Annotated in this window: 6 protein-coding genes; 4 read left to right on the top strand and 2 right to left on the bottom strand. The window is 44.0% G+C overall.

Going from position 1 to position 22,001, the window contains the following annotated elements; translation table 11 throughout:
* Nucleotides 1-282: 282 nt before the first annotated feature.
* Both purL and R8P61_23820 read left to right on the top strand, forming a co-directional pair.
* Nucleotides 283-3,927: a phosphoribosylformylglycinamidine synthase gene (purL, locus tag R8P61_23825; GenBank protein ID MDW3650124.1), complete on the top strand. Its 3,645-nt coding sequence runs from the start codon at nucleotides 283-285 to the stop codon at nucleotides 3,925-3,927.
* A gap of 87 nt (nucleotides 3,928-4,014) precedes the next feature.
* Nucleotides 4,015-4,779, top strand: a complete 765-nt coding sequence (locus tag R8P61_23820) for a transporter (GenBank protein MDW3650123.1) — start codon at nucleotides 4,015-4,017, stop codon at nucleotides 4,777-4,779.
* A gap of 26 nt (nucleotides 4,780-4,805) precedes the next feature.
* Here the strand turns inward: R8P61_23820 and R8P61_23815 are convergent, their stop codons facing one another.
* Nucleotides 4,806-6,269 carry an ADP-ribosylglycohydrolase family protein gene (locus tag R8P61_23815; GenBank protein MDW3650122.1) on the bottom strand — a complete coding sequence of 488 codons (1,464 nt, stop codon included), beginning with the start codon at nucleotides 6,267-6,269 and terminating at the stop codon, nucleotides 4,806-4,808.
* Nucleotides 6,270-6,319: 50 nt separating this feature from the next.
* Entirely contained in the window at nucleotides 6,320-11,005 is a 4,686-nt protein-coding gene (locus tag R8P61_23810; protein MDW3650121.1) for a two-component regulator propeller domain-containing protein, read from the bottom strand.
* A gap of 218 nt (nucleotides 11,006-11,223) precedes the next feature.
* On the opposite strand from R8P61_23810, the gene R8P61_23805 reads away from it, so the two are divergent.
* The gene (locus tag R8P61_23805; GenBank protein ID MDW3650120.1) at nucleotides 11,224-13,389 is read left to right on the top strand and encodes a DUF5916 domain-containing protein; all 2,166 of its coding nucleotides are present in this window, start codon (nucleotides 11,224-11,226) and stop codon (nucleotides 13,387-13,389) included.
* 621 nt (nucleotides 13,390-14,010) lie between these two features.
* Nucleotides 14,011-21,981, top strand: a complete 7,971-nt coding sequence (locus R8P61_23800; GenBank protein MDW3650119.1) for an HYR domain-containing protein — start codon at nucleotides 14,011-14,013, stop codon at nucleotides 21,979-21,981.
* Nucleotides 21,982-22,001 lie beyond the last annotated feature (20 nt).

Below are 22,001 nucleotides of genomic sequence, written 5' to 3'. Positions count from 1 at the left end.
TAGGAAAATTGGAGTTTCCCTAATTTGAATTATCTAATTATTGCAAATTGTGTTATTTCGTTCGGCTTTGAACTTGTTTGTCTGGTTGTATTTTGCTATTCGTTGAATAGCTGTATTTCAAAAAAATCAAATCAGTAAATAGAAGTCGATAGAGGGAACTCCAAGCCCTAGAGTTGTTGCGAGAAAATTTCTGAAGGACTTTAGATTCTCTCAAATTCCCATTAGCGAAATCTCTTAAAAAGACCGATCTTTGCCGCTTGAAAAACTAAGAACCTCAAGCAAATGATCCTCTTTTTTGGCGATTCTTCTTCCCAGATTTTTGCAGTTGATGTCGTTCTGCCTTTGGAACAAGCTGACGTCGACAAACTCGTATGGTTGTTTGGACAGCAAAAGCTAATCGACAAGCAAGAAATTGATGCCGTCTTTGTGGGGCCACGAGCTGCCATGATTACTCCCTGGAGTACCAATGCCGTGGAGATTAGCCAGAACATGGCTATTGTGGGGATCAGAAGAATCGAGCGCTTTCTCCCCCTGAAAGAAGGAGAAACATTTGATCCGATGTTGTTTCAGCGATTTGCCAAACTGGATCAGCAGATTTTTAGCATAGACATAAAACCCGAACCCATTCATCCGGTAAAGAATATTGGGGATTATAACCAGGCAGAAGGCCTGGCTTTGAGTGAGGAGGAAATCGAATACCTGGAAGCCCTTTCGACACGTCTAGGCCGCCCCCTTACTGACTCTGAAGTCTTTGGTTTCTCTCAAGTCAATAGTGAACATTGTCGCCACAAGATTTTCAATGGAACTTTTATCATAGATGGAGAAGAAAAAGAGCAATCCCTGTTCAAACTGATCAAAGCTACTTCTAAAGCACACCCCAATGGAATCGTGTCTGCCTATAAAGATAATGTAGCCTTTGTCGAAGGGCCATCCATTGTCCAATTCTCTCCGGAGAAAGCAGATGGGCCGGATTGGTACCAGCGTAAAGAGATTGACTCCGTCCTTTCCCTCAAAGCAGAAACCCATAATTTCCCGACTACTGTGGAGCCTTTCAATGGAGCTGCGACAGGATCCGGAGGCGAAATCAGAGACCGACTAGCCGGAGGACAAGGTTCTCTGCCTTTGGCCGGGACTGCGGTTTATATGACAGCTTATTCTCGTCTGAAGGAAGACAGGGCCTGGGAAGCAGCTTTTCCCGCTCGTCCCTGGTTATACCAGACTCCTGTAGACATCCTTATCAAAGCCTCCAATGGAGCTTCAGACTTTGGGAATAAATTTGGCCAGCCCTTGATCAGTGGTTCTGTCCTGACTTTTGAGCAAGATCTCGAAGACCGTAAACTCGGCTATGATAAGGTAATCATGTTGGCGGGAGGAGTCGGATATGGAAAAGCCAGCCAGGCCAAGAAGCATACTCCGAAAAAAGGAGATAAAATTGTGGTATTAGGAGGCGATAACTATCGAATCGGAATGGGAGGAGCCTCAGTTTCCTCTGCTGATACAGGGGAATTTGCGGCCGGACTGGAACTCAATGCTGTGCAGCGATCCAATCCGGAAATGCAAAAACGAGTGGCAAATGCGATTCGGGGTATGGTCGAAAGCGCCCAAAATCCCATCGTTTCTATCCATGATCATGGAGCAGGAGGACATCTCAACAGTCTTTCCGAACTGGTTGAGGAAGTTGGAGGCCTTATTCACCTGAATAAATTGCCGATAGGAGATCCTACCCTTTCCGCCAAAGAAATCATCGGAAATGAATCTCAGGAACGTATGGGCCTGATCATTTCACCCGAGGACCTCGAAATGCTGGAATCTATATCAGCGAGAGAAAGAGCGCCCATGTATGTTGTGGGAGAAGTTACGGGTGATATGCGTTTTTCTTTTGTTTCGGAGGAAAGTGGAGAAAAACCCATGGACCTGGAATTGTCAGATATGTTTGGCAGTTCACCCAGGACCATCATGGAAGACAAAAGTGTAAGCCCTGCTTATGAAGCGGTAGAGTATGATGCAGATCAATTAGCCGATTACCTAAAACAAGTCTTAAAACTGGAGGCAGTAGCTTGTAAGGACTGGCTTACGAATAAAGTGGATCGCTGTGTAGGCGGTTTGGTCGCCAAACAACAATGTGCAGGTCCGCTTCAATTACCCCTTAATAATTGTGGGGTGATGGCTTTGGATTATGAAAGTGGGCAAGGAATTGCAACAGCTATTGGACATGCACCGGTCAGTGGATTGATCGATCCGGTAGCAGGTTCAAGAAATGCGGTGGCAGAGTCTCTCACCAATTTGGTTTGGGCGCCTTTGAAAGATGGATTGAAATCCGTTTCCCTTTCTGCAAACTGGATGTGGCCCTGTCGCAATGAAGGAGAAGATGCCCGTTTGTATGAAGCTGTTAAAGGACTTTCAGAATTTTCAATTGATTTAGGCATAAATGTTCCGACAGGAAAGGACTCGCTTTCCATGAAGCAAAAATATCCCGATGGGGATGTACTGGCTCCGGGAACAGTGATTGTTTCTGCCAGTGGGCATTGTAATGATATTAATAGAATAGTTGAGCCAGTCGTACAAATAGACGGGGGTTCGATTTATTATCTGCCCCTGAGCAAAGATGCCTTCAAATTAGGAGGTTCTTCTTTCGCCCAAATCAGAAATAGCATAGGAAATCAAAGCCCGGATATCAAAGACTCTGCCTATTTCGCCAAAGCTTTCGATGCGGTTCAGGACTTGATCCGAAAAGGCTTGATCATTGCGGGTCATGATGTTTCCGCCGGTGGATTGATCACTTGCCTTTTGGAGATGTGCTTTTCTGATCCTAAAGCCGGTTTGAAGGTAGATCTGAGTGCTTTAGAAAGTAGCGATCTCATTCATTTGTTATTTGCGGAAAACGCAGCTTTGCTCATTCAGGCAAAAGATAAAAAGATTGAGGCTGAATTGAAGGAAATGGGAATCGAAGCCTATCAAATCGGCCGAATAGGAGAGGCTGATCAATTGGAAGTGAGTTTTCATTCCCAAAGCCACACCTTCTCAATTTCCAACTATCGCCAGGACTGGTATGAGACCTCCTGGTTACTGGATCGCAAACAAACGACTCCTGCTTTGGCTGATGAGCGCTACAAGGATTATATGAATCAGCCACTTCATTATACTTTCCCCAGCAACTTTTCCGGAAAAAAACCTCACAACCCTAAAGCCAGACCTAAAGCGGCTGTGCTGAGAGAAAAAGGGAGTAATTCTGAACGAGAATTAGCTAACGCCCTCTACCATGCCGGATTTGATGTCAAGGATGTCCACATGACAGATCTGATTTCCGGACGAGAAAAACTGGAGGACATTCGATTCCTGGGAGCGGTCGGAGGATTTTCAAATTCAGATGTGCTGGGTTCTGCAAAAGGCTGGGCCGGTGCTTTTTTATACAATGAAAAAGCAAAAGCAGCTTTGGATACCTTCTTTGCGCGCGAAGATGTGCTTTCCATCGGGATTTGTAATGGTTGCCAGTTGTTTATGGAGCTTAATCTGATCAATCCTGAGCATGCAAAAAGGGGTGCCATGCTTCATAATGCTTCAGCTAAGCACGAAAGTGCCTTTACCTCCGTAGAGATTCTCCCCAATCAATCTGTCATGATGCAAAATCTGGCAGGTAGTCGCTTAGGAATCTGGATATCACATGGTGAAGGAAAATTCTACTTGCCAGAAGCCGAAGATGCCTATCATATAGTCGGTAAATATGGCTACGAAGCCTATCCCGCCAATCCCAACGGTAGCGATTATAATACCGCCATGCTAGCCAGTGCAGACGGTCGCCATTTGGTGACTATGCCGCATTTGGAGAGATCGACCTTCCCCTGGAACTGGGCAAATTATCCCAAAGATCGTAGCGATGAGATTTCTCCCTGGATCGAGGCCTTTGTGAATGCGAGGGACTGGATGTAGGCGTATTATTGTATGCAATAATGGCTAACTTGGATAATGACTGTGATCCTGTCCAGGGATCATCGTCCAGGCACAAATATATTTATTATGAAAACGCTGCTCCAGGTTCTGGCACTTCTGTTCCCGCTTCTTTCTTTTGGCCAGTACAATCAAGACATTCAATCGGATCGACCCGGGAAGGCCATTCTGGGTCAAAGCCCCGGTGCAAGGGTTTTTCAATTGCAGATGGGCTATAGCTTTCAACGAATAAAAATCACCGGAGTAACTACCCATGCACTTACGCAGGCTACAGTGTTTAGAGTAGGCGTTACAGAAAGAGTTGAATTAAACAGTCGGGTAGATTGGCGAGTCGAGGATACTACTTTCCCTACAGATGGTGTCGAATACAAAGCAGGCATTAGTAGGACTCAATTTGGCACTAGGCTAAGCCTTTTGCAAAACAAAGGCTGGATTCCAGCTTTGGGGCTACAGACGGGTTTACTTTTACGAGGGGAGAGTCGACCTTATTGGAAACGAGGCTTGGGATCCGAATTTATTTTGATTACAGGGAATAAAATTTCGGATAGAATCTCATTCAATACAAATTGGGGGTTTCGCAAGGAAGATGAACAAACGCCTGCGAAGTTTTCCTATGTTTTCAATTTGACATTTTTTTTAAGTAAAAACATAGGCTCCTTTGCCGAGGTGTACGGCGATTTTGGAGATGCCAATCCATCCTTTGATACCGGTTTCTTTTGCCGGGTAAATCCTGATTTTCAAGTCGATGTAGCCAGCGGCTGGCAAGGGGATGGAATGATTTCTGATTGGTTCCTGAATCTTGGGCTTTCCTGGCGACTGGATTGGAGAAATTGAATGTGAAGAAAAGCTTCAATGTCCTTTTATTCCCACAATCTTTTTCTTTCTGCTGGTGCTTTGATTCCCGCTGATAAGACTTTTTCCTGCAGGGCTTTGGCAGCAGGGACAGGTGAATGATGAAATAAAACCTGGGAAATTTGTTCAAACGCCTGCAATGCCTCAATTGCCAGTTCCCAGTCTTTCTTCTGTTTTTTTCTCATCTCTTTGTCTAATCCTAAGCAAATGGCCAGATATGCTCCCCTTGCCTTCGCTTGTTTGTCTTCATCTTGGATATCTGAAACTATTTGCCCTTTCAGATCTCCACGCATTTTTTCTTCGAGATCTGTATTATCCAGGAAAGGACTCACGACAGCAGGTACTTCTTGAGAAATATGATAAATGTTTTGTCCATTTTGAATGCTCTTTGCCCCTCCATTTTCCAGGATGATTTTTTCAGCCAAATCAATCAATCGATCCGCAAAGCTGGTGATGGTTTCATCCATGGGCATATTGTCGCGGGTGGTATTCTTGTAGCGATCCACAATTTGCCAGTCCTGAGCCATCATCCATTTGTAGCCTTTCATCACCCCAATAATGGTTCCGGAAGTAGCAGCCGTATTATCGCAATCCCATCCAAAATTGAAAGCATGTTGCAAAGTCATGGCGAAATCTCCTTCTCCATATAATAAGGCAGCAATGGTGGCTGCGGTATTTAATTCGTAGCCGTTTTTATCCCGCATTTTGCCATCAACCTGGCTATACTTTTCTTTGAGTTTTTTTCGACTGGCCCGCCAATCCTTGGGATGTTGAGTATGCCAGTTGCGGACATCTGCGATGATATTATGCAGGCTACTTTTCTTATCTACAGCTTTTAATCCAGCTTCCAGTACTTCTTCTACCTTATTGCTGAAAAAGGCACTTGCAATCATACTGTTAAAGAGCTGGGTCGTTTGAGCAGGCTCTCCATCTATAGCAACTTGTGTATAATTTAAGCCGATGCGGGAAGCCGTCTGTGGCATTCCCGGACCTAGTAAACCGAAAGTTTCACACAAAAATTGGCCGGATATATTGAATTCTGCCCAGGGATTGAGGAGGACATTTCCTGTAAGGGGAGGCTCCAAACCAATATCCATCAGTTGACGCGCATATTGATTCGAGCACCAAATGCGTCGATTGATCCGCTCCCGCCAAAGTCTGGCGATTTCTGAAGCAGGCAGGAAAATTTCATTTTGCCTTTGCATTTCGATGATATATACCCACTCAAAGTCTGTATCATCATCCGTCCGGGCCCCTTCTGGCAGAGCGGGCACATAATTCTCCACAGAGCCCGGATTCTGGATATATTTCATTTCATGTGGGATGCCATTGAGGTTGCCGAGGATTTGACCTAAAAGGCCTCCACGGATTTTGTCTCGAAGATCGTTTGCGGAAAGCTCAAGGCTGTTCTGAGAAAAACCAAAAGGAACAGCAAAAAGCAGCAGAAGGGATATGATACTTTTCTTTTTCATGTTGATTGGCTTTTGTTTTGAGCAATAATTTGTCTGTATTCTTTAATGGATTACTTGTGCCCCATAGATTCGACTCCGGTCCAATCCTCAGATACTCCTTGCGTGATGAATTGTCCCGCTAGTTTGTAAAAATGATGAGCTGGAGCATCCTCAGGATTCTTTGCTATGATTTCCTTCAGCAATAGCGCTGCTTCGGCAAATTCCTGCGCAAAATAGACCTCCAGGGCTTTGTTAAAATCAGCAAGACTGGCTGATTTTTTCTCAATCTGATCAGCCCTGTCTCCATCAAAACAATCATATACTCCCTGGGGAATGCTTTTTCCTTTCACTTTCACTTTCCCCAGATACCTCAAATTGAATTCTTCCGGATGTTGTAATCGGGATACGCAATCTTCGCTGAGCAAAATATTGACACCAAAATGTTTGGTCAGGCTTTCCATACGAGATGCCGTATTGACTGTATCAGAAATGGTGGCAGCATCTGTACGCTTCTTATCTCCTATGATCCCCATAATCAGGGAGCCACTATGTAAACCGATTCCTGCTCTCACGGCTCTTCTCTTTTGAGTTTTTCGCTTTTTATTATAGATCTCCAGCTCTTTTTGCATGGCAATGGAGGCCTTTAAGGCATCATCCGGACTTTTTTGAAAAATGGCCATGATACCATCTCCGAGGTATTGATTGACAAAGCCATTATTCTCCTGAATGATAGGCCCCATACGACCTGCATAGGCATTTACAAAGCGAAAATTTTCTTCGGGACTCATGCTCTCTGCCAGACCGGTATAATTTCTAATATCTGCAAATAAAACACTTACCTGCTGCTCTACCTGATCCCCCAATTGTAATTCCGTCAAGGTCTTTTTGCCCAGAGATTTTATAAATTCTGTAGGAACAAAGCGATTGGTAACCGTATTGATCTTGTGGAGATTCAAATGGGTTTCTACCCGGGCCAAAAATTCATCCTTTGAGAAAGGCTTGGCTATGTAATCATTGGCACCTGTATGCAAACTTTCAACCAGATCAGCGATCTGATTTTTGGCAGTAATCATGATGATGGGTAACTCAGAAGGCAGGAATTTCTCTCTGATTTTTTGACATACCTCATAGCCGGACATGCGTGGCATCATCACGTCCAACAATACCAGATCGAAATGAGGATTATTCTCCAATGCCTTCATGGCTTCTTCCCCATTCATTGCATGAGTTAGCTGGTAATTGTTCGATCCCAGATGATTCTTGATGACCTGCTGATTTATTGGCTCGTCGTCAACTACCAAAATATGAATGAGGGAATCTGAACTCAGTATATCTGAAAGGGGAGCTTTGTCCCTGGCAGCTGGATTAATTGATGGAGAAAATTCGGGAAGCAATTGTTCTACCTTTGATGCTTTTGCTGCAGCAGATGCAAACGGTAAGCTGACGTAAAAAGTTGACCCCTTTCCTACTTCTGATTCTACCCACATTTGTCCTCCATGCAATTCTACCAGACGTTTCGAAATACTCAATCCCAAACCTGTCCCGGCAAATTCTCGAGAAATCGAAGCATCGGCCTGTTCAAAGGCCTGGAAAATGCTTTCTCTTTTTTCCTCCGGTATGCCTATGCCCGTATCAGAAATGAAGAGAGTAAGCTCCGAATTTCCCAAAGCTTTTTGATTTTCAGAGATTGCCTGATGCCCTATACTCACTTTTCCACTTTCGGTAAATTTGATGGCATTCCCCACCAGATTGAAAAGGATTTGTTGCAAACGATCCTCATCTGCTTCTACGGGTGGCAGGTCCGGGGGAATGTTGTTTTCGAGGGTCAACTCTTTTTTCCCGACCAGAGGCTTATGAATCCGCAAAACCAGTTTTACCAAACTGTGCAGATCAATGGCTTTTTTACGAAGAACAATTTCATGGGTACGCAGCTTGGAAAAATCCAGGATATCATTGACCAGGGTAGAGAGCCTTTTCCCAGAGGAAATGATCATCTCCAGATTCTCCCGTTTTTCTGCCTGATCTTCCGTTTCGATTAAGGCTTCTGATAAACCAATGATTCCATTGAGTGGGGTTCGGAGTTCATGGGAAGTATTAGCGAGAAATTGGTCCTTGAGTTGGTCTATGTTTCGTAGTTTTTCATTTAATTTTCTTTCTCTATCCAATTCTTCTTCTTGTCTGGCAATTTTCTTTGCTTGCGTACGGAAATAAATCAGGAAGAAGCTTGAAAGTATTCCCAGGATTCCTATTCCAATTATTAGCATCCCCCAGGAGGAAAGGTACCAGGGAGGCGAGACATTTATGTATATGTTGCGATCAGAAGCCCAGCTTCCAAAAGGTATTTTGGCCTGAATTTCCAGTTGATAGCTACCCTCTGTTAATTTAGGTAAGTGAATTCGCTTTCCTGATTCGATTTCCAACCAATTAGTTTCGAAAGGCGGATAGCGGTAGCGAATTTTATTAATTCCTCCTTCCTTAAAGTGAAAAGCATGGGCGAGGATGCTGAGGGGAAACTCTGATTCTTCCAGATTAATCTCATCTAGCTGATTGATGTCTCCAATTTCAAAATTGTCCTTTCCCTGACTCAGGACTTTATGCAAGTATAGCTTTGCTTCTTCAGTAGTTTGATAATTATCCCATTGGACGGGATCGAAAAGCAATATTTGATTCCCCCACATGATCGGCCATAATTCATCTTCTCCTAAAGAAGAAAATCGTCTGGTAGGCCCCATTGTAAAGGAATTCTCATTCGACTTACTGAAAACGGGTAATCGTAGAAGCTCTTCGGTTTCAGGATTGAAACGGTAGATCTGATCTTGTTTTCCGATATAGATAAGACCTGCTTTACTGATTTGCAACCAATTTACACTAGGCGTCTGGGAGAAGATCGGATAGCTATACATTTTTTCTTCAGATCTATCATAACGATTGATGCCTGAACCAAAAACAAACCATAGGTCTCCATTTTTGTCTTCTTGTAAACTCCAGCAGGATTGAGTAAAGGGGGGAAAGTACTCCCCGGAAATCCATGCAAATTCAAATTCTTCCTTTTCCGGGATATATTCTATGAGGGAAGGATGGAATTCAGTGGATTCAATCTTTCCGCCCAGTAGCCAGATATGTCCATCTTTCGTTTCTGCGAGATTATATATGTTTTGAGCAAAGCTACTGATTGAATCTATGGCTTCGGGGAAATAGGCCTTAAAGCGGTCTTCTTCTCTCAGGTATCTTTTTAGTCCTCTACCTTCGGTTCCAACCCATAAATTATTTTTCGAATCTAAGAGCAGAACCGGGATAGGATCTCCCCCTAGACCTTCATCCTTTAAGTAAATATCACTTTTCTTGTTTCGGCTATCAATGCGAGATAAGCCTCCTCCCTTATGCCAGCCCGCAGCCCAGATTTTGCCATCTTTTTCAATGATTATATCATGGATGTCATCATCAGTCAAAAGTTTTCTATTGGAATGATTTTGAAAATGAAGCAGGACATTTGATTGACCTGGCTGAAAACCAAGAATACCTCCCGTATTTCCTCCGACCCAAAGGTTCCCTTTTGGATCTGGTGCAATAACTTGAAGCTTATTAAAATCTTCTGCTGCTTGTGGGAGGCTTAATATCCTGGCTTTTGTTTTAGGAGAATGGAGTTTTACATTAATAGGTGATTGACCGCCTGAATAGATATAAAAACTTCCATCCGGGATTTGACTGAAGCCCCATAGCCTGTTTGTAGACAGGGAACTATTAGTGGTGTTATATTGAGTAAATGTTTGGGTATTTGGGTCCCAGATTCCGAAACCGCTCTGGATTCCCAAAATCCATATTCTCCCTTCCCGATCTTCCATCAGTCGTCTTACTCCAAACGTATTCAAATAACCCCTACTTTCTTCCTTGCTTTCCATGAAGGGAGACATGGGCTTGTTCTGATTGTCAGAAGTATAAGGGAAATGCTGAAAGCTGCCACTATCACGGTCCATCAGGTGGAGGCCATCTCCATGGGTTCCTACCCAGAAATTGCCTTTGCTATCTTCGAGCATGCACCAGATATCATTAGAACGCAGGCTTTTTGGATCATTGGGATCATGTCTATATCTGATGAACTTATCCTCTTCAGGAACATATCGGTGTAAGCCTCCCTGCCCTCTTGAAATGTCATTCCATATCCAACCACTACCTACCCATAGGGTGCCTTCTTTGTCAATATAAACCGCCGGGATTCTGGCATAACAGAGGCTGTTTGGATCAGCAGGATTAGCCATATATCGCTTCACTTTGCCACTTTTAGGGTCAAAGCGATTCAATCCATTCATGGTACCTATCCACAAATATCCATTTGGCCCTTCAACCATAGACATTATGGAGTCACTACTCAGGCTAGTAGGGTCCCCAGGAATTCTATGAAAACGACTAAAATCTTCTGTTTCCGGATGATACAAGTGAAGCCCACCCCCATAGCTTGCTAACCAGAATCTTCCATCCTTTGTCTTGTACAGAAGCTCTATATAGCTATGCTTAAGAGATCTAAGATTGTTTTCTTCATGAACAAAGGTTTTGTAATTATTACCATCAAATCGATGTGCCCCTTCAGCAGAAGCAAACCATAAAAACCCCTGAGCATCCTGCTGGATATCCTGGATTTGATTACTCGAAAATTCTCCCGGTAAGGTGATTTCTTGAAATTCAAATTCAGGCTCCTGAGCCGGAAGTAAAAAAGTAAAACACAGTAATCCGCTTAATAAAGCAGTAGTAGTAATTTTCATGTATTACAATTTACTACTAAATATTGATATACAGCCTATTAGGGCTTTCGCAGTTGAAAGCAGTAAGAAGGGCTAAAATTGCTTGTATAAGCATAACCTCCTGATCATTTCGAGCCTCCTTTGGAAAAACTATGGAAGACAGATTTTTATGACATCATAAGAGGTGATTGAATTTGGCTTGAGACAAATTCTTCCTTTTCTTGGGGAAAATTCAATACATGCTTAGGAAAATACTCTACTACAATTCTTTCCTTTGGATATTCTTCTGCATGCTTATATCCTCCCTCTCTGCTCAGGATCGTCCGGAGATGGCTGCAGGATTGCTAAGCGGATCTATTAAGCTGGATGGAGTACTGGATGAAAAAGATTGGGAGAATGCGCCTATTAATGATCGTTTCAGAACTACAGTTCCGGTAGAAGGAGGAGAGCCTTCGGGCAGGACTCAGTTGAGGGTGCTGGCTCATCCTCAGTATCTCCTCATCGGGATTGAGTGTTTCGATTCTGAACCAGACAGGATCATCAATTTTTCGAAACTAAGAGATGTGGCACTGGAAGAAGAAGATCATGTACGTATTGTAATTGACCCTTTCCTCGACGGCCAATCCGGAATTATTTTCGCAGTCAATCCCAATGGCGCCCGCTATGATGCCCTAGTTTCTAATCGAGGTGAGTCTGAAAATGAAGATTGGGATGCGATCTGGGAGGCGAAAGCGGTGATAGATTCTCAAGGATGGTCAGTAGAAATAAAAATTCCTATTCAAAGCATCTCTTTTAAGAAGGGCTTGAAGAAATGGGGCTTTAATGTGGAGAGGCGTATTCAAAGAAATCAGGAAAGCATCCGCTGGACCAATGTGCGCCGAGATCAGTGGTTTATCCAAACCAGTAGAGCGGGCCTATTGACCAACCTTCCAGACTTTACCTACGGCCTGGGCCTGAGCTTTCGTCCCTCACTCATATCGGACCTCAACAAGATCGGTGAAGAAAAAGCTACTATCAAGCTTGACCCTACACTCGATATTACCCAGCGATTGAGTCCCAATACTGTAGGAACCCTCACCTTCAATACTGACTTTGCAGAAACAGAAGTAGATACCCGTCAAACCAACCTAAGTCGTTTCCCTCTATTCTTTCCGGAGAAAAGAGCCTTTTTTCTCGAAGGAGCGGACATCTTTGAATTTGGTTTTGGTTTGAGTCGAAATATCATTCCCTTTTTCAGTCGCCGAATAGGACTTTACAGCAATAATGAGGTGCCCATTTTAGCTGGGGGTAAAATCAATGGGAGGGCGGGTAAAACGGCATTTGGTGCCTTGGGGATGCGGACCCGTCAACTGGATTTGGACAATGAAAACCTGACTGCTTCCAATATGGGAGTGCTACGGGTGAAGCGAAATGTTCTCAAAGAATCCTCCATAGGCTTCATAGGGACCTTTGGAGACCCGCAGAGCCGGGGCAATAGTTATACTACAGGTGTGGATTTTACCTACCAGACTACGCGTTTCCAAAAGAATAAGAATTTTCTGGTCGGTGCCTCTGCTATGTATGCAAATCGAGCGGATCTATCCGGAGATCAATCGGCGCTGGCCTTAAAGGTAGACTACCCCAATGATATTTGGGATGTCGCACTTACTTATTTGCGGATTGGGGAAGCCTTTGATCCGTCCATGGGTTTTGTACCCAGAAAGGCCATCAATAGTTTTAGAGGAGGTATGACTTATGCACCCAGGCCAGAATGGAAGTGGCTTCGGCAAATGCGTAACCAACTCTTTTTTACCTACATCACAGATTTGCAGGGAAACTGGGAATCCTATCGGGTCTTTACCGCTCCCCTCAATTGGCGGTTGGAAAGTGGAGACCGGATAGAATTGAACTACATGCCAAGAGGAGAAAGACTGGTGGAGCCTTTCAATATTGCTGATGGCGTAGCTATACCGGAGGGAAGTTATCATTTCCATCGCTATCGAATTGAAACCGAATTGGCAGCCAAGCGCAAACTAAACGGACAATTGACCTGGTGGTTTGGAAGCTTTTATGGGGGCCAACTGGATGAACTGGAAGCCTCTGTCAACTGGAATCCTGATCCCATTCTGAATTTTCAATTTGTTGCGACCCATAATATCGGGCGTCTGCCTGCCGGAAACTTTGAGCAAACCTTATTGGGAAGTCGGATTCGTTTCAATGCTTCTCCTGACCTTCAGTTGAGCAGCTTTGTTCAATACGATACAGATTCAAAAAGTCTGGGGGTAAATGCGCGTATTCACTGGATTTTCCATCCGCAGGGGGATTTCTTCTTCGTGCTAAACCACAATACCTTCGATGGACTCGAGCGATGGGAACCCATTAATCAACAAATTCTCCTAAAACTCAGGTATAGTTTCCGGAAATAAATTGCAAAAGATGCTGAAATTCCCAAGCTTTTATGAAAGCAGGATAATTTAATTCACCCAAATAAACCCTTTTTCGTAATTACCATTTAGCACATAGAACTGCCATTTAGAACATATACCCTACCATTCAGAACATTTTTGCGCAAAAAGTTAATTATTCGAATTCCGTTTAGTACTTTTCTTGAAGTAAAACAATAGGCCCTAAATTATTAATCACGGTATGATATTTTAACAAGGACGCGACATACAAGGAAATAGGATCAAGCAGACTTTACCCAAAAAAGGACAAACCTAAGTAACCCACAATCTTATCAAGATCATCTGGATTCAATGAGCAGGAGAAATCCTGCCAGCAGCTCCCCTTTGCTCTATTTTTAGCTGGAAACCACGAATATCTGGATAGTTATTCCCAAGCAAATGGGTGTTTAGTTAAGATCAAAATCTCCTACCTGAGACCAATTCAAGGTAGAGAGGGCGGGTAAACTGATTTTAAGAATGCCTTTGTAATGACTTAAAACTCCTCTTGAAAAAGAGGACTGGGATTCTCATGTCCCAAAATATTCTGAAAAGACAAGATTTTAACAATTCATAATAATTCTCTCACTTTTAACATTCCTGCATATGAAGACAAGACTCAAACGATTATGTAATCTGAGTTTGTTGATACTCGTACTCTGCATGTGGCAGCCCGGGTATTCGACGAATATTCCAGATACTGATCTCCATGAAACCAGGGTTGCGGCCAGTATTTCGAGTGTAGCCACGGGTAATTGGAATGATCCCGCTATATGGAGCGGTGGGCTTGTGCCTACTTCTGCTGATGATGTTACCATCGCAGAAGGTACTACTGTAACAGTAAATGGCTACAACATTGACTTTGCGACCCTCACCGTTGAGGTGGCGACCGTACTCAATGATCCCAATGGAGTTCTCAACCTTGGCCTTACGACCCTTAATGGAACGGGGACATTTGTGAGTAACGGGGTAGTGAACATAAATAATACGATTACCCTAAATGGGGATCTTACCAATAATGGCGAGATGAGTTGGAATGGAGGAGCCCTAATCGGAAATGCCGGAGTAAGGACCATGACCAATGCGGGTGTTTTTAATATGAATACCCACAATCAATCTATAACAGATGTCAACTTTGTCAATCAAAATGGTGCTTTGATTAACAAATCTGGCGCCACCAATCAAAATCAGACGATCCCGACTTCCTTTACCAATGAGACGGGAGCTACCTTCAATGTAGAAGCTAGTAGGACTGTGACCTTTAGCGGTTCTTTTGTTAATTCAGGTGATGTGGTTGTTGAGGGAGCAATAAGCTTCAGTAGTGCAGCCATCACGGTAAATACTGGGAATACCATTAGTGGTACTGGAGTGGTCAACATTTTTGGTAGCAATACTGCAAACGGTACAGCTGATCTTGTATTGGGTACTGCGACAGTAACCCAAACTTCAAACGGCAATAGCATCACGGGCTCAAGCGGCCAGGATTTGATTATTCCCAGCGGTACGACTCATAATGTTGGCCTGGGTACATGGGCAGGTTTTGACGGACTTACCAACAATGGTACGCTTGCTATTGTTAATACCCTTGGCCTTGAAATGGATCTTACCAACAATTCACAGCTGAGCTGGAACGGTGGAGCCTTGACAGATAATGGCAGTGGTGGAGCGACCATCTTTAATACTGCTACCTTTGATATGAATGCCCATAATCAGGCAGTTACAGATGTCAGTTTTGTTAACCAAAGTGGAGGTACCATCAATAAATTAGGTGCCACCAGTCAAAATCAGACGATCCCGACTTCATTTACCAACGAGACAGGAGCTAGCTTCAATGTAGCAGTTAGTAGGACTGTGACCTTTAGCGGTTCCTTTGTGAATTCAGGTGCAGTGGATGTTGAAGGAGCAATGAGCTTCAGTAATGCAGCCATCACAGTAAATACTGGGAATACCATCGGCGGTACAGGAGCGATCAACATTTTTGGTAACAATACAGCAAATGGTACAGCTGATCTTGTATTAGCTACTGCGACCGTAACTCAAACTTCAAACGGCAATAGCATCACGGGCTCAAACGGCCAGGATTTGATTATTCCCAGCGGTACGACTCATAATGTTGGCCTGGGTACATGGGCAGGTTTTGACGGACTTACCAACAATGGTACGCTTGCTATTGTTAATACCCTTGGCCTTGAAATGGATCTTACCAACAATTCACAGCTGAGCTGGAACGGTGGAGCCTTGACAGATAATGGCAGTGGTGGAGCGACCATCTTTAATACTGCTACCTTTGATATGAATGCCCATAATCAGGCAGTTACAGATGTCAGTTTTGTTAACCAGAATGGAGCTACGATCAATAAGTTAGGTGCCACCAATCAAAATCAGACGATTCCGACTTCATTTACCAATGAGACGGGAGCTAGCTTCAATGTAGCAGCTAGTAGGACTGTGACCTTTAGCGGTTCCTTTGTGAATTCAGGTGCAGTGGATGTTGAAGGAGCAATGAGCTTCAGTAGTGCAGCCATCACAGTAAATACTGGGAATACCATCGGCGGTACAGGAGTGATCAACATTGTTGGTAACAATACGGTAAACGGTACAGCTGATCTTGTATTAGCTACTGCGACCGTAGCTCAAACTTCAAACGGCAATAGCATCACGGGCTCAAACGGCCAGGATTTGATTATTCCTAGCGGTACGACTCATAATGTTGGCCTGGGTACATGGGCAGGTTTTGACGGACTTACCAACAATGGTACGCTTGCTATTGTTAATACCCTTGGCCTTGAAATGGATCTTACCAACAATTCACAGCTGAGCTGGAACGGTGGAGCCTTGACAGATAATGGCAGTGGTGGAGCGACCATTTTTAATGCCGCTACCTTTGATATCAATGCCCATAATCAGGCAGTTACAGCTGTAAGCTTTGTCAATCAAAATGGAGGTGTCATCAATAAGTTGGGAGCCTTAAATCAAAATCAGACAATTCCAACTTCCTTTACCAATGAAACAGGAGGAATTGTAAATGTTGATGTTTCCAAAAACCTTACCCTTAGTGGTCCTTCCTTAAACAATGGGCAGGTCAACAACAGTGGTGGGTTCATCATCGCTGGTCAAATGAATGGTACAGGTAGCTTCAGCGGAAATATCGTTTCGAATGCGGCTGGTACCCTTGCACCCGGTCTATCTCCCGGATGTATGTCATTTGCCAATGATTACAGCATGAACAACGGTAGCCTGGAAATCGAAGTAAGCGGCACCACTCCTTGTTCAGGCCATGATCAAATTTCAGTTACTGGTACGGCTAATTTGAGTGGAACCCTGATTGCAAACATCGGTTCTTACCTGCCTCCCTCCAACTCTGTAATTACCTTCATCGATGCAGGAACAGTTAATGGTACCTTTAGCTCTATCTCTCCTGCACTTCCTGCAGATTGGGCGCTTCAGTACGATTTCCCTAATGCAGGTGAAGTTTCTCTGGTATATTCAGGACCCGGTCCCGTGGGAGGTTTGGATTTCGTTGTAGGAGTTGAAACTTCTGGACCTAATAATACGGTTATCGTACCCGTTACGGTAAACAACTTTACAAACATTGCTACCTATCAGGGTTCAATTACTTTTGATGAAAATGTATTAAACTTTGTAAGTGCTTCTAACCCTCAGACGGTAGGAACCAGCAATTTTGGTGAACCCGGTCAGGGAAGTATTCCATCTAATACTATCACCTTCAGTTGGTACGACATCAACCAGGCTACTTTGGCAGATGGAAGCATTGTTATGGAACTGGAATTTACCGTTGCTTCAAATGCAACTACCGGTTTCACCGACATTGAAATCAATGGAAGTGCAACTCCCTTAGGTTTCTCTACGGATCCGGCAGCTACGACCCTTTCTAATCCTGGGGTAACTCAAGGTGGGGCAACCATAGATGCTGATGCACCTACGGTTGATGTAATCAACATTGTCAGTAACAATGCCAATGACATTACTTTAGCGACTATAGGAGATGTAATTAGCTTGAGTTTTACTACCTCAGAGACTCCTGATCAAACTCCTGTAGTGAGTATAGTAGAAGGTGGCCCTGGTGCGGTAACCGTAAGCGGTTCAGGAACTTCTTATACGGCTACAAAAACCGTAGCTGCGGGTGGAGACGGTCTGGTTACTTTTAGTATTCAGATTCAGGATCAGTTTGGAAATAGCAGTACAGCTACTGCAACTACCGATGGAAGTCAGGTTATCATTGATACCGAAGATCCAACTATCACTTGTCCCGCAGATGTGAATGAAGATACGGATGCAGGTGTATGTGGAAGAGTGGTAACATTTACAGATCCTACTGGAGCGGATAACCTTCCGGGTCATAGTGTAGCGCAAACAGGCGGACCTGCTTCAGGTTCTACTTTCCCTGTTGGCACAACGACTATTACCTATACAGTAACTGATGCTGCTGGAAATACGGCCAGTTGTGATTTTGATATCACAATTACGGATAATGAAGCTCCTAATGTAATCACACAGCCTGTTACCGTTCAACTGGACGCTAATGGTAGTGCTTCTATCTCAGTAAATGACATTGACAACGGTTCTTCAGACGCTTGTGGGATTGATACCCGCGTATTGGACATTAGCAGCTTCTCTTGTGATGATCTCGGAAATAACACGGTTACCCTCACAGTAACAGATGTAAATGGAAATGTTGCTTCTGCGACAGCAGTAGTTACCGTAGAGGACGTGATTCCTCCAAGCATTACTTGTCCTGCACCTCAGACGATTAGTACGGATGCGGGATTGTGTACTGCTGCTTTGCCTGATTTGACAGGATTGGCGCTTGTGGATGACAATTGTGCGGGCGGATCTAGTGGTTCTGGTGGTGGTAGCATTGTTGCGGGGAGTTCTACAAAAATCGGTAATGGTTATCTGCATTCTCTTGTTGTTGCTGACGATGGCACACTATGGAGTATGGGGAATAATGAATATGGACAACTAGGAAATGGAGTGTTTTCTAATACTAATCAATCTACTCCCATTCAAGTAGGAACAGATACAGATTGGGCTTCTGCGACAGGAGGGGAAGACTATAGTTTAGCATTAAAGAATGATGGAACCATATGGGCTTGGGGGAGAAATCATATTGGACAATTGGGGATTGGTTCTAGTGTCGACCAAGCTAGTCCGGTACAAGTAGGCACAGATAATGATTGGATTTTCGTAGAATCTGGTAAATATCACTGTATAGCTCTCAAAAGCAATGGCAGCTTGTGGGGCTGGGGTACAGGACTTGGCTTAGGTATTGGTACTTCAAGTCCCCAAAATAGCCCTTTACAAATCGGTACAGATTCTGATTGGATAGAATTTTCCGCAGGAAGCTCTTATTCACTAGGCTTAAAAAGTAATGGCACATTATGGGCCTGGGGAACAAACAGTTTCGGCGAATTAGGAATAGGCTCAAACAGCCAGCAACTTAGTCCGGTACAGGTAGGTACTGACACAGATTGGGCTTTTATCTCAGCGAGTAATATTCAAAGCTTTGCCCTAAAAAGTGATGGTAGTCTATGGTCTTGGGGCCATAACCACAGGGGCCAGTTGGGAATAGGATCTACTGTACAACAAACTAGTCCGGTACAAATAGGTACGGATACGGATTGGGCAGTAGTTTCTGGAGGCTGGTGGCATGGGATGGCCATAAAAAATAATGGAACCTTATGGGGTTGGGGACAAAGTGTGAATGGACAATTGGGTATTAGCCCTGGTGCTGATCAATTGGTTCCCATACAAGTGGGTTCTGATACTGATTGGGCTGCTATTTCAAGAGGTGGACCCGAATACCATTATAAAGGCGTAAAAAGCAATGGTAATCTTTATGGATGGGGATTAAATGCATGGGGAATGATTGGCAATGGAACCACAGGAGGTTCTGTAACCCCGCCCACTCTTTTATCCTTGACTGTTGATCCAGGTAGCGGTTCTGGCTCCAGCTTAACAGTAACCCAAAGCCCAGCGATAGGCACAGCCCTTGCGGTAGGTGCACATACTGTAAGCATCACAGTTGCTGATGCTTCCGGTAACACCGCCAGCTGCGATGTGATCGTAACCGTTGAAGATAATGAAGATCCAACCGTAGTTACACAGAATATCACCGTTCAACTGGATGCTTCTGGAAATGCCAGCATTACGGCTGCTCAGGTCGATGGCGGATCTACTGATCCTTGTGGGATTGCCAGCGTAACGGTTAGTCCTGAGAACTTCAGCTGTGGAGATGTTGGGGTAAACCAGGTTACGTTAACTGTAACAGATGTGAATGGTAATGTTGCTACAGGAACAGCAGACGTAACGGTTGAAGACAACATTCTGCCGACAGTAGTTACGCAGAATGTAACGGTACAATTGGATGCTAGCGGAAACGCAAGTGTCTCAGCTGCTCAGGTTGACAATGGTTCTTCTGATAACTGTTCTATTTCAACCATTACAGTAAGTCCTAATACCTTCACTTGTGCTGAAGTAGGAGCCAATACAGTAACTCTAACAGTAACCGACGTAAACGGAAATGTTGAAACGGGAACAGCTACCGTTACAGTAGAAGACAATGTATTGCCAACGGTAGTAACCCAAAACGTAACAGTTCAATTGGATGCTGCTGGTAACGCAAGTGTAACAGCTGCTCAGGTCGACAATGGTTCTTCCGACAACTGTTCAATTGCAAGTATCACAGTTAGTCCATCTACCTTCACTTGTGCTGAAGTAGGAGCCAATACAGTAACTCTGACAGTAACAGACGTAAACGGAAATGTTGAAACGGGAACAGCTACCGTTACAGTAGAAGACAATGTATTGCCAACGGTAGTAACCCAAAATGTAACGGTACAATTGGATGCTGCTGGTAATGCTAGTATCACAGCTGCTCAGATTGACAATGGATCTTCTGATAATTGTGGAATTGCAAGTATAACAGTAAGTCCTTCTACCTTCACTTGTTCTGAGGAAGGTGTAAATACCGTAACTCTGACCGTAACCGATGTAAATGGAAATGTTGAAACTGGAACAGCTACTGTAACGGTTGAAGACAATATTTTGCCAACAGTAGTTACTCAGGATATCTCTGTACAACTGGATGCTTCCGGAAACGCTACCATTACTGCCGCTCAGATAGACAATGGCTCTTCTGACAACTGTGCTATCGCAAGTATCACAGTAAGCCCGAACAGCTTTACTTGTGCAGAAGTAGGTGCAAATACCGTAACTCTGACCGTAACCGATGTAAATGGAAATGTTGAAACCGGAACAGCAACCGTAACCGTACTTGACGATCCGATCATCGATGTATCTGGTAAGTCTGTATCTGAACTTGGAGATGACATCCCCGGCGTGATCTACGATCTGGCAGGAGATGACGGTCCTCAGACCACTACCGGTCTTAGCTATACCTTCCAGGTAGCTCCTTGTGGTTCTACCAATGACATAGGTGGAGACAAAATTGATGATGCAGCTACCAATAATGGAGTTGATGTACTGGATGCATTCGACATTGTGAAGCATCTTTTACTCATCGATCAATTGGGAACTCCCTACAAGCGTATCGCTGCAGACGTAAACGGAACAGGCTCTATCAACATTTTAGACGCCTTCCAGGTTCTGCGTAAGATCAACAACATCATCCCATTCTTCACCAATCCTACAACAGGTGCTCAGGATGCGATCTGGACCTTCATTCCAGATGACTACGTATTCGCTGATCCCTTGAATCCCTGGAACTTTGAAACGCGCAGAGACATTCTTAGTCCTAATGCGAACCTGATTGACCAGGACTTTATAGGTGTGAAACTGGGAGATGTAAACAATACCTGGAACCCGAACCAATTGCGTACAGCTGCTCCTAGTGATTCTATGTTCTTCAATCTGGACGGCATGACTGCCCAGCAAGGAGACCTGATCAGAATTCCGGTGAAAGTGAATAAATTCATGGCCATCACAGGATATCAGTTTAGCTTGAATTGGGATCCTTCCGTACTGGAATTCCAGGAGGTACATCATGAGACCCTTGAAGGCGTATATGGATTAGAAGACGCGAGAAAAGGTGTATTGACGACTGCATGGGTTGACCTAAGTGGAGAGTCTCTTAGCCTCGAAGACGGAACGGTAGCTTTTGAGTTGGTATTCAAAGCAGTAGGTGGAAAGGATTCTAAAACTGAATTCAAAATCACTTCTGATGTAACGCCTTCTAAAGCCTATGACATTACACGTGAGTTGTTGGGAATCGGATTTGCTTCTGAGGAAATCAACATCAACCGGGGCAATGGCGAACTTGCCGGATATAGCTTTGATCAAAACGTACCTAACCCATTTGGAGAAGCCACTAACTTACTCTTCTCTCTCTCTCAGACTGAGAAAGTACAGATCGTGATCTACAACCTCAATGGTCAGTTGATCAAGCGTTTTGACGGAACGTATGCAGCCGGTGATCATCAGATCAAGTGGGACGGAAGAAACGAAAAAGGAATGGAAGTAAGTGAAGGTATCTACATGGCCCAAATGGTGGCTGGAGACTTCAGTGCAGCTATTCGGATTTCGAAAAACCGCTAATCAGAAACACAATACAAGGA

The organism is Bacteroidia bacterium (assembly GCA_033391075.1).
In the GTDB taxonomy this organism is placed as follows: domain Bacteria; phylum Bacteroidota; class Bacteroidia; order J057; family J057; genus JAWPMV01.
Note: the sequence above shows the minus strand (reverse complement) of the source record. Positions and strands in the feature narration are given on the sequence as shown.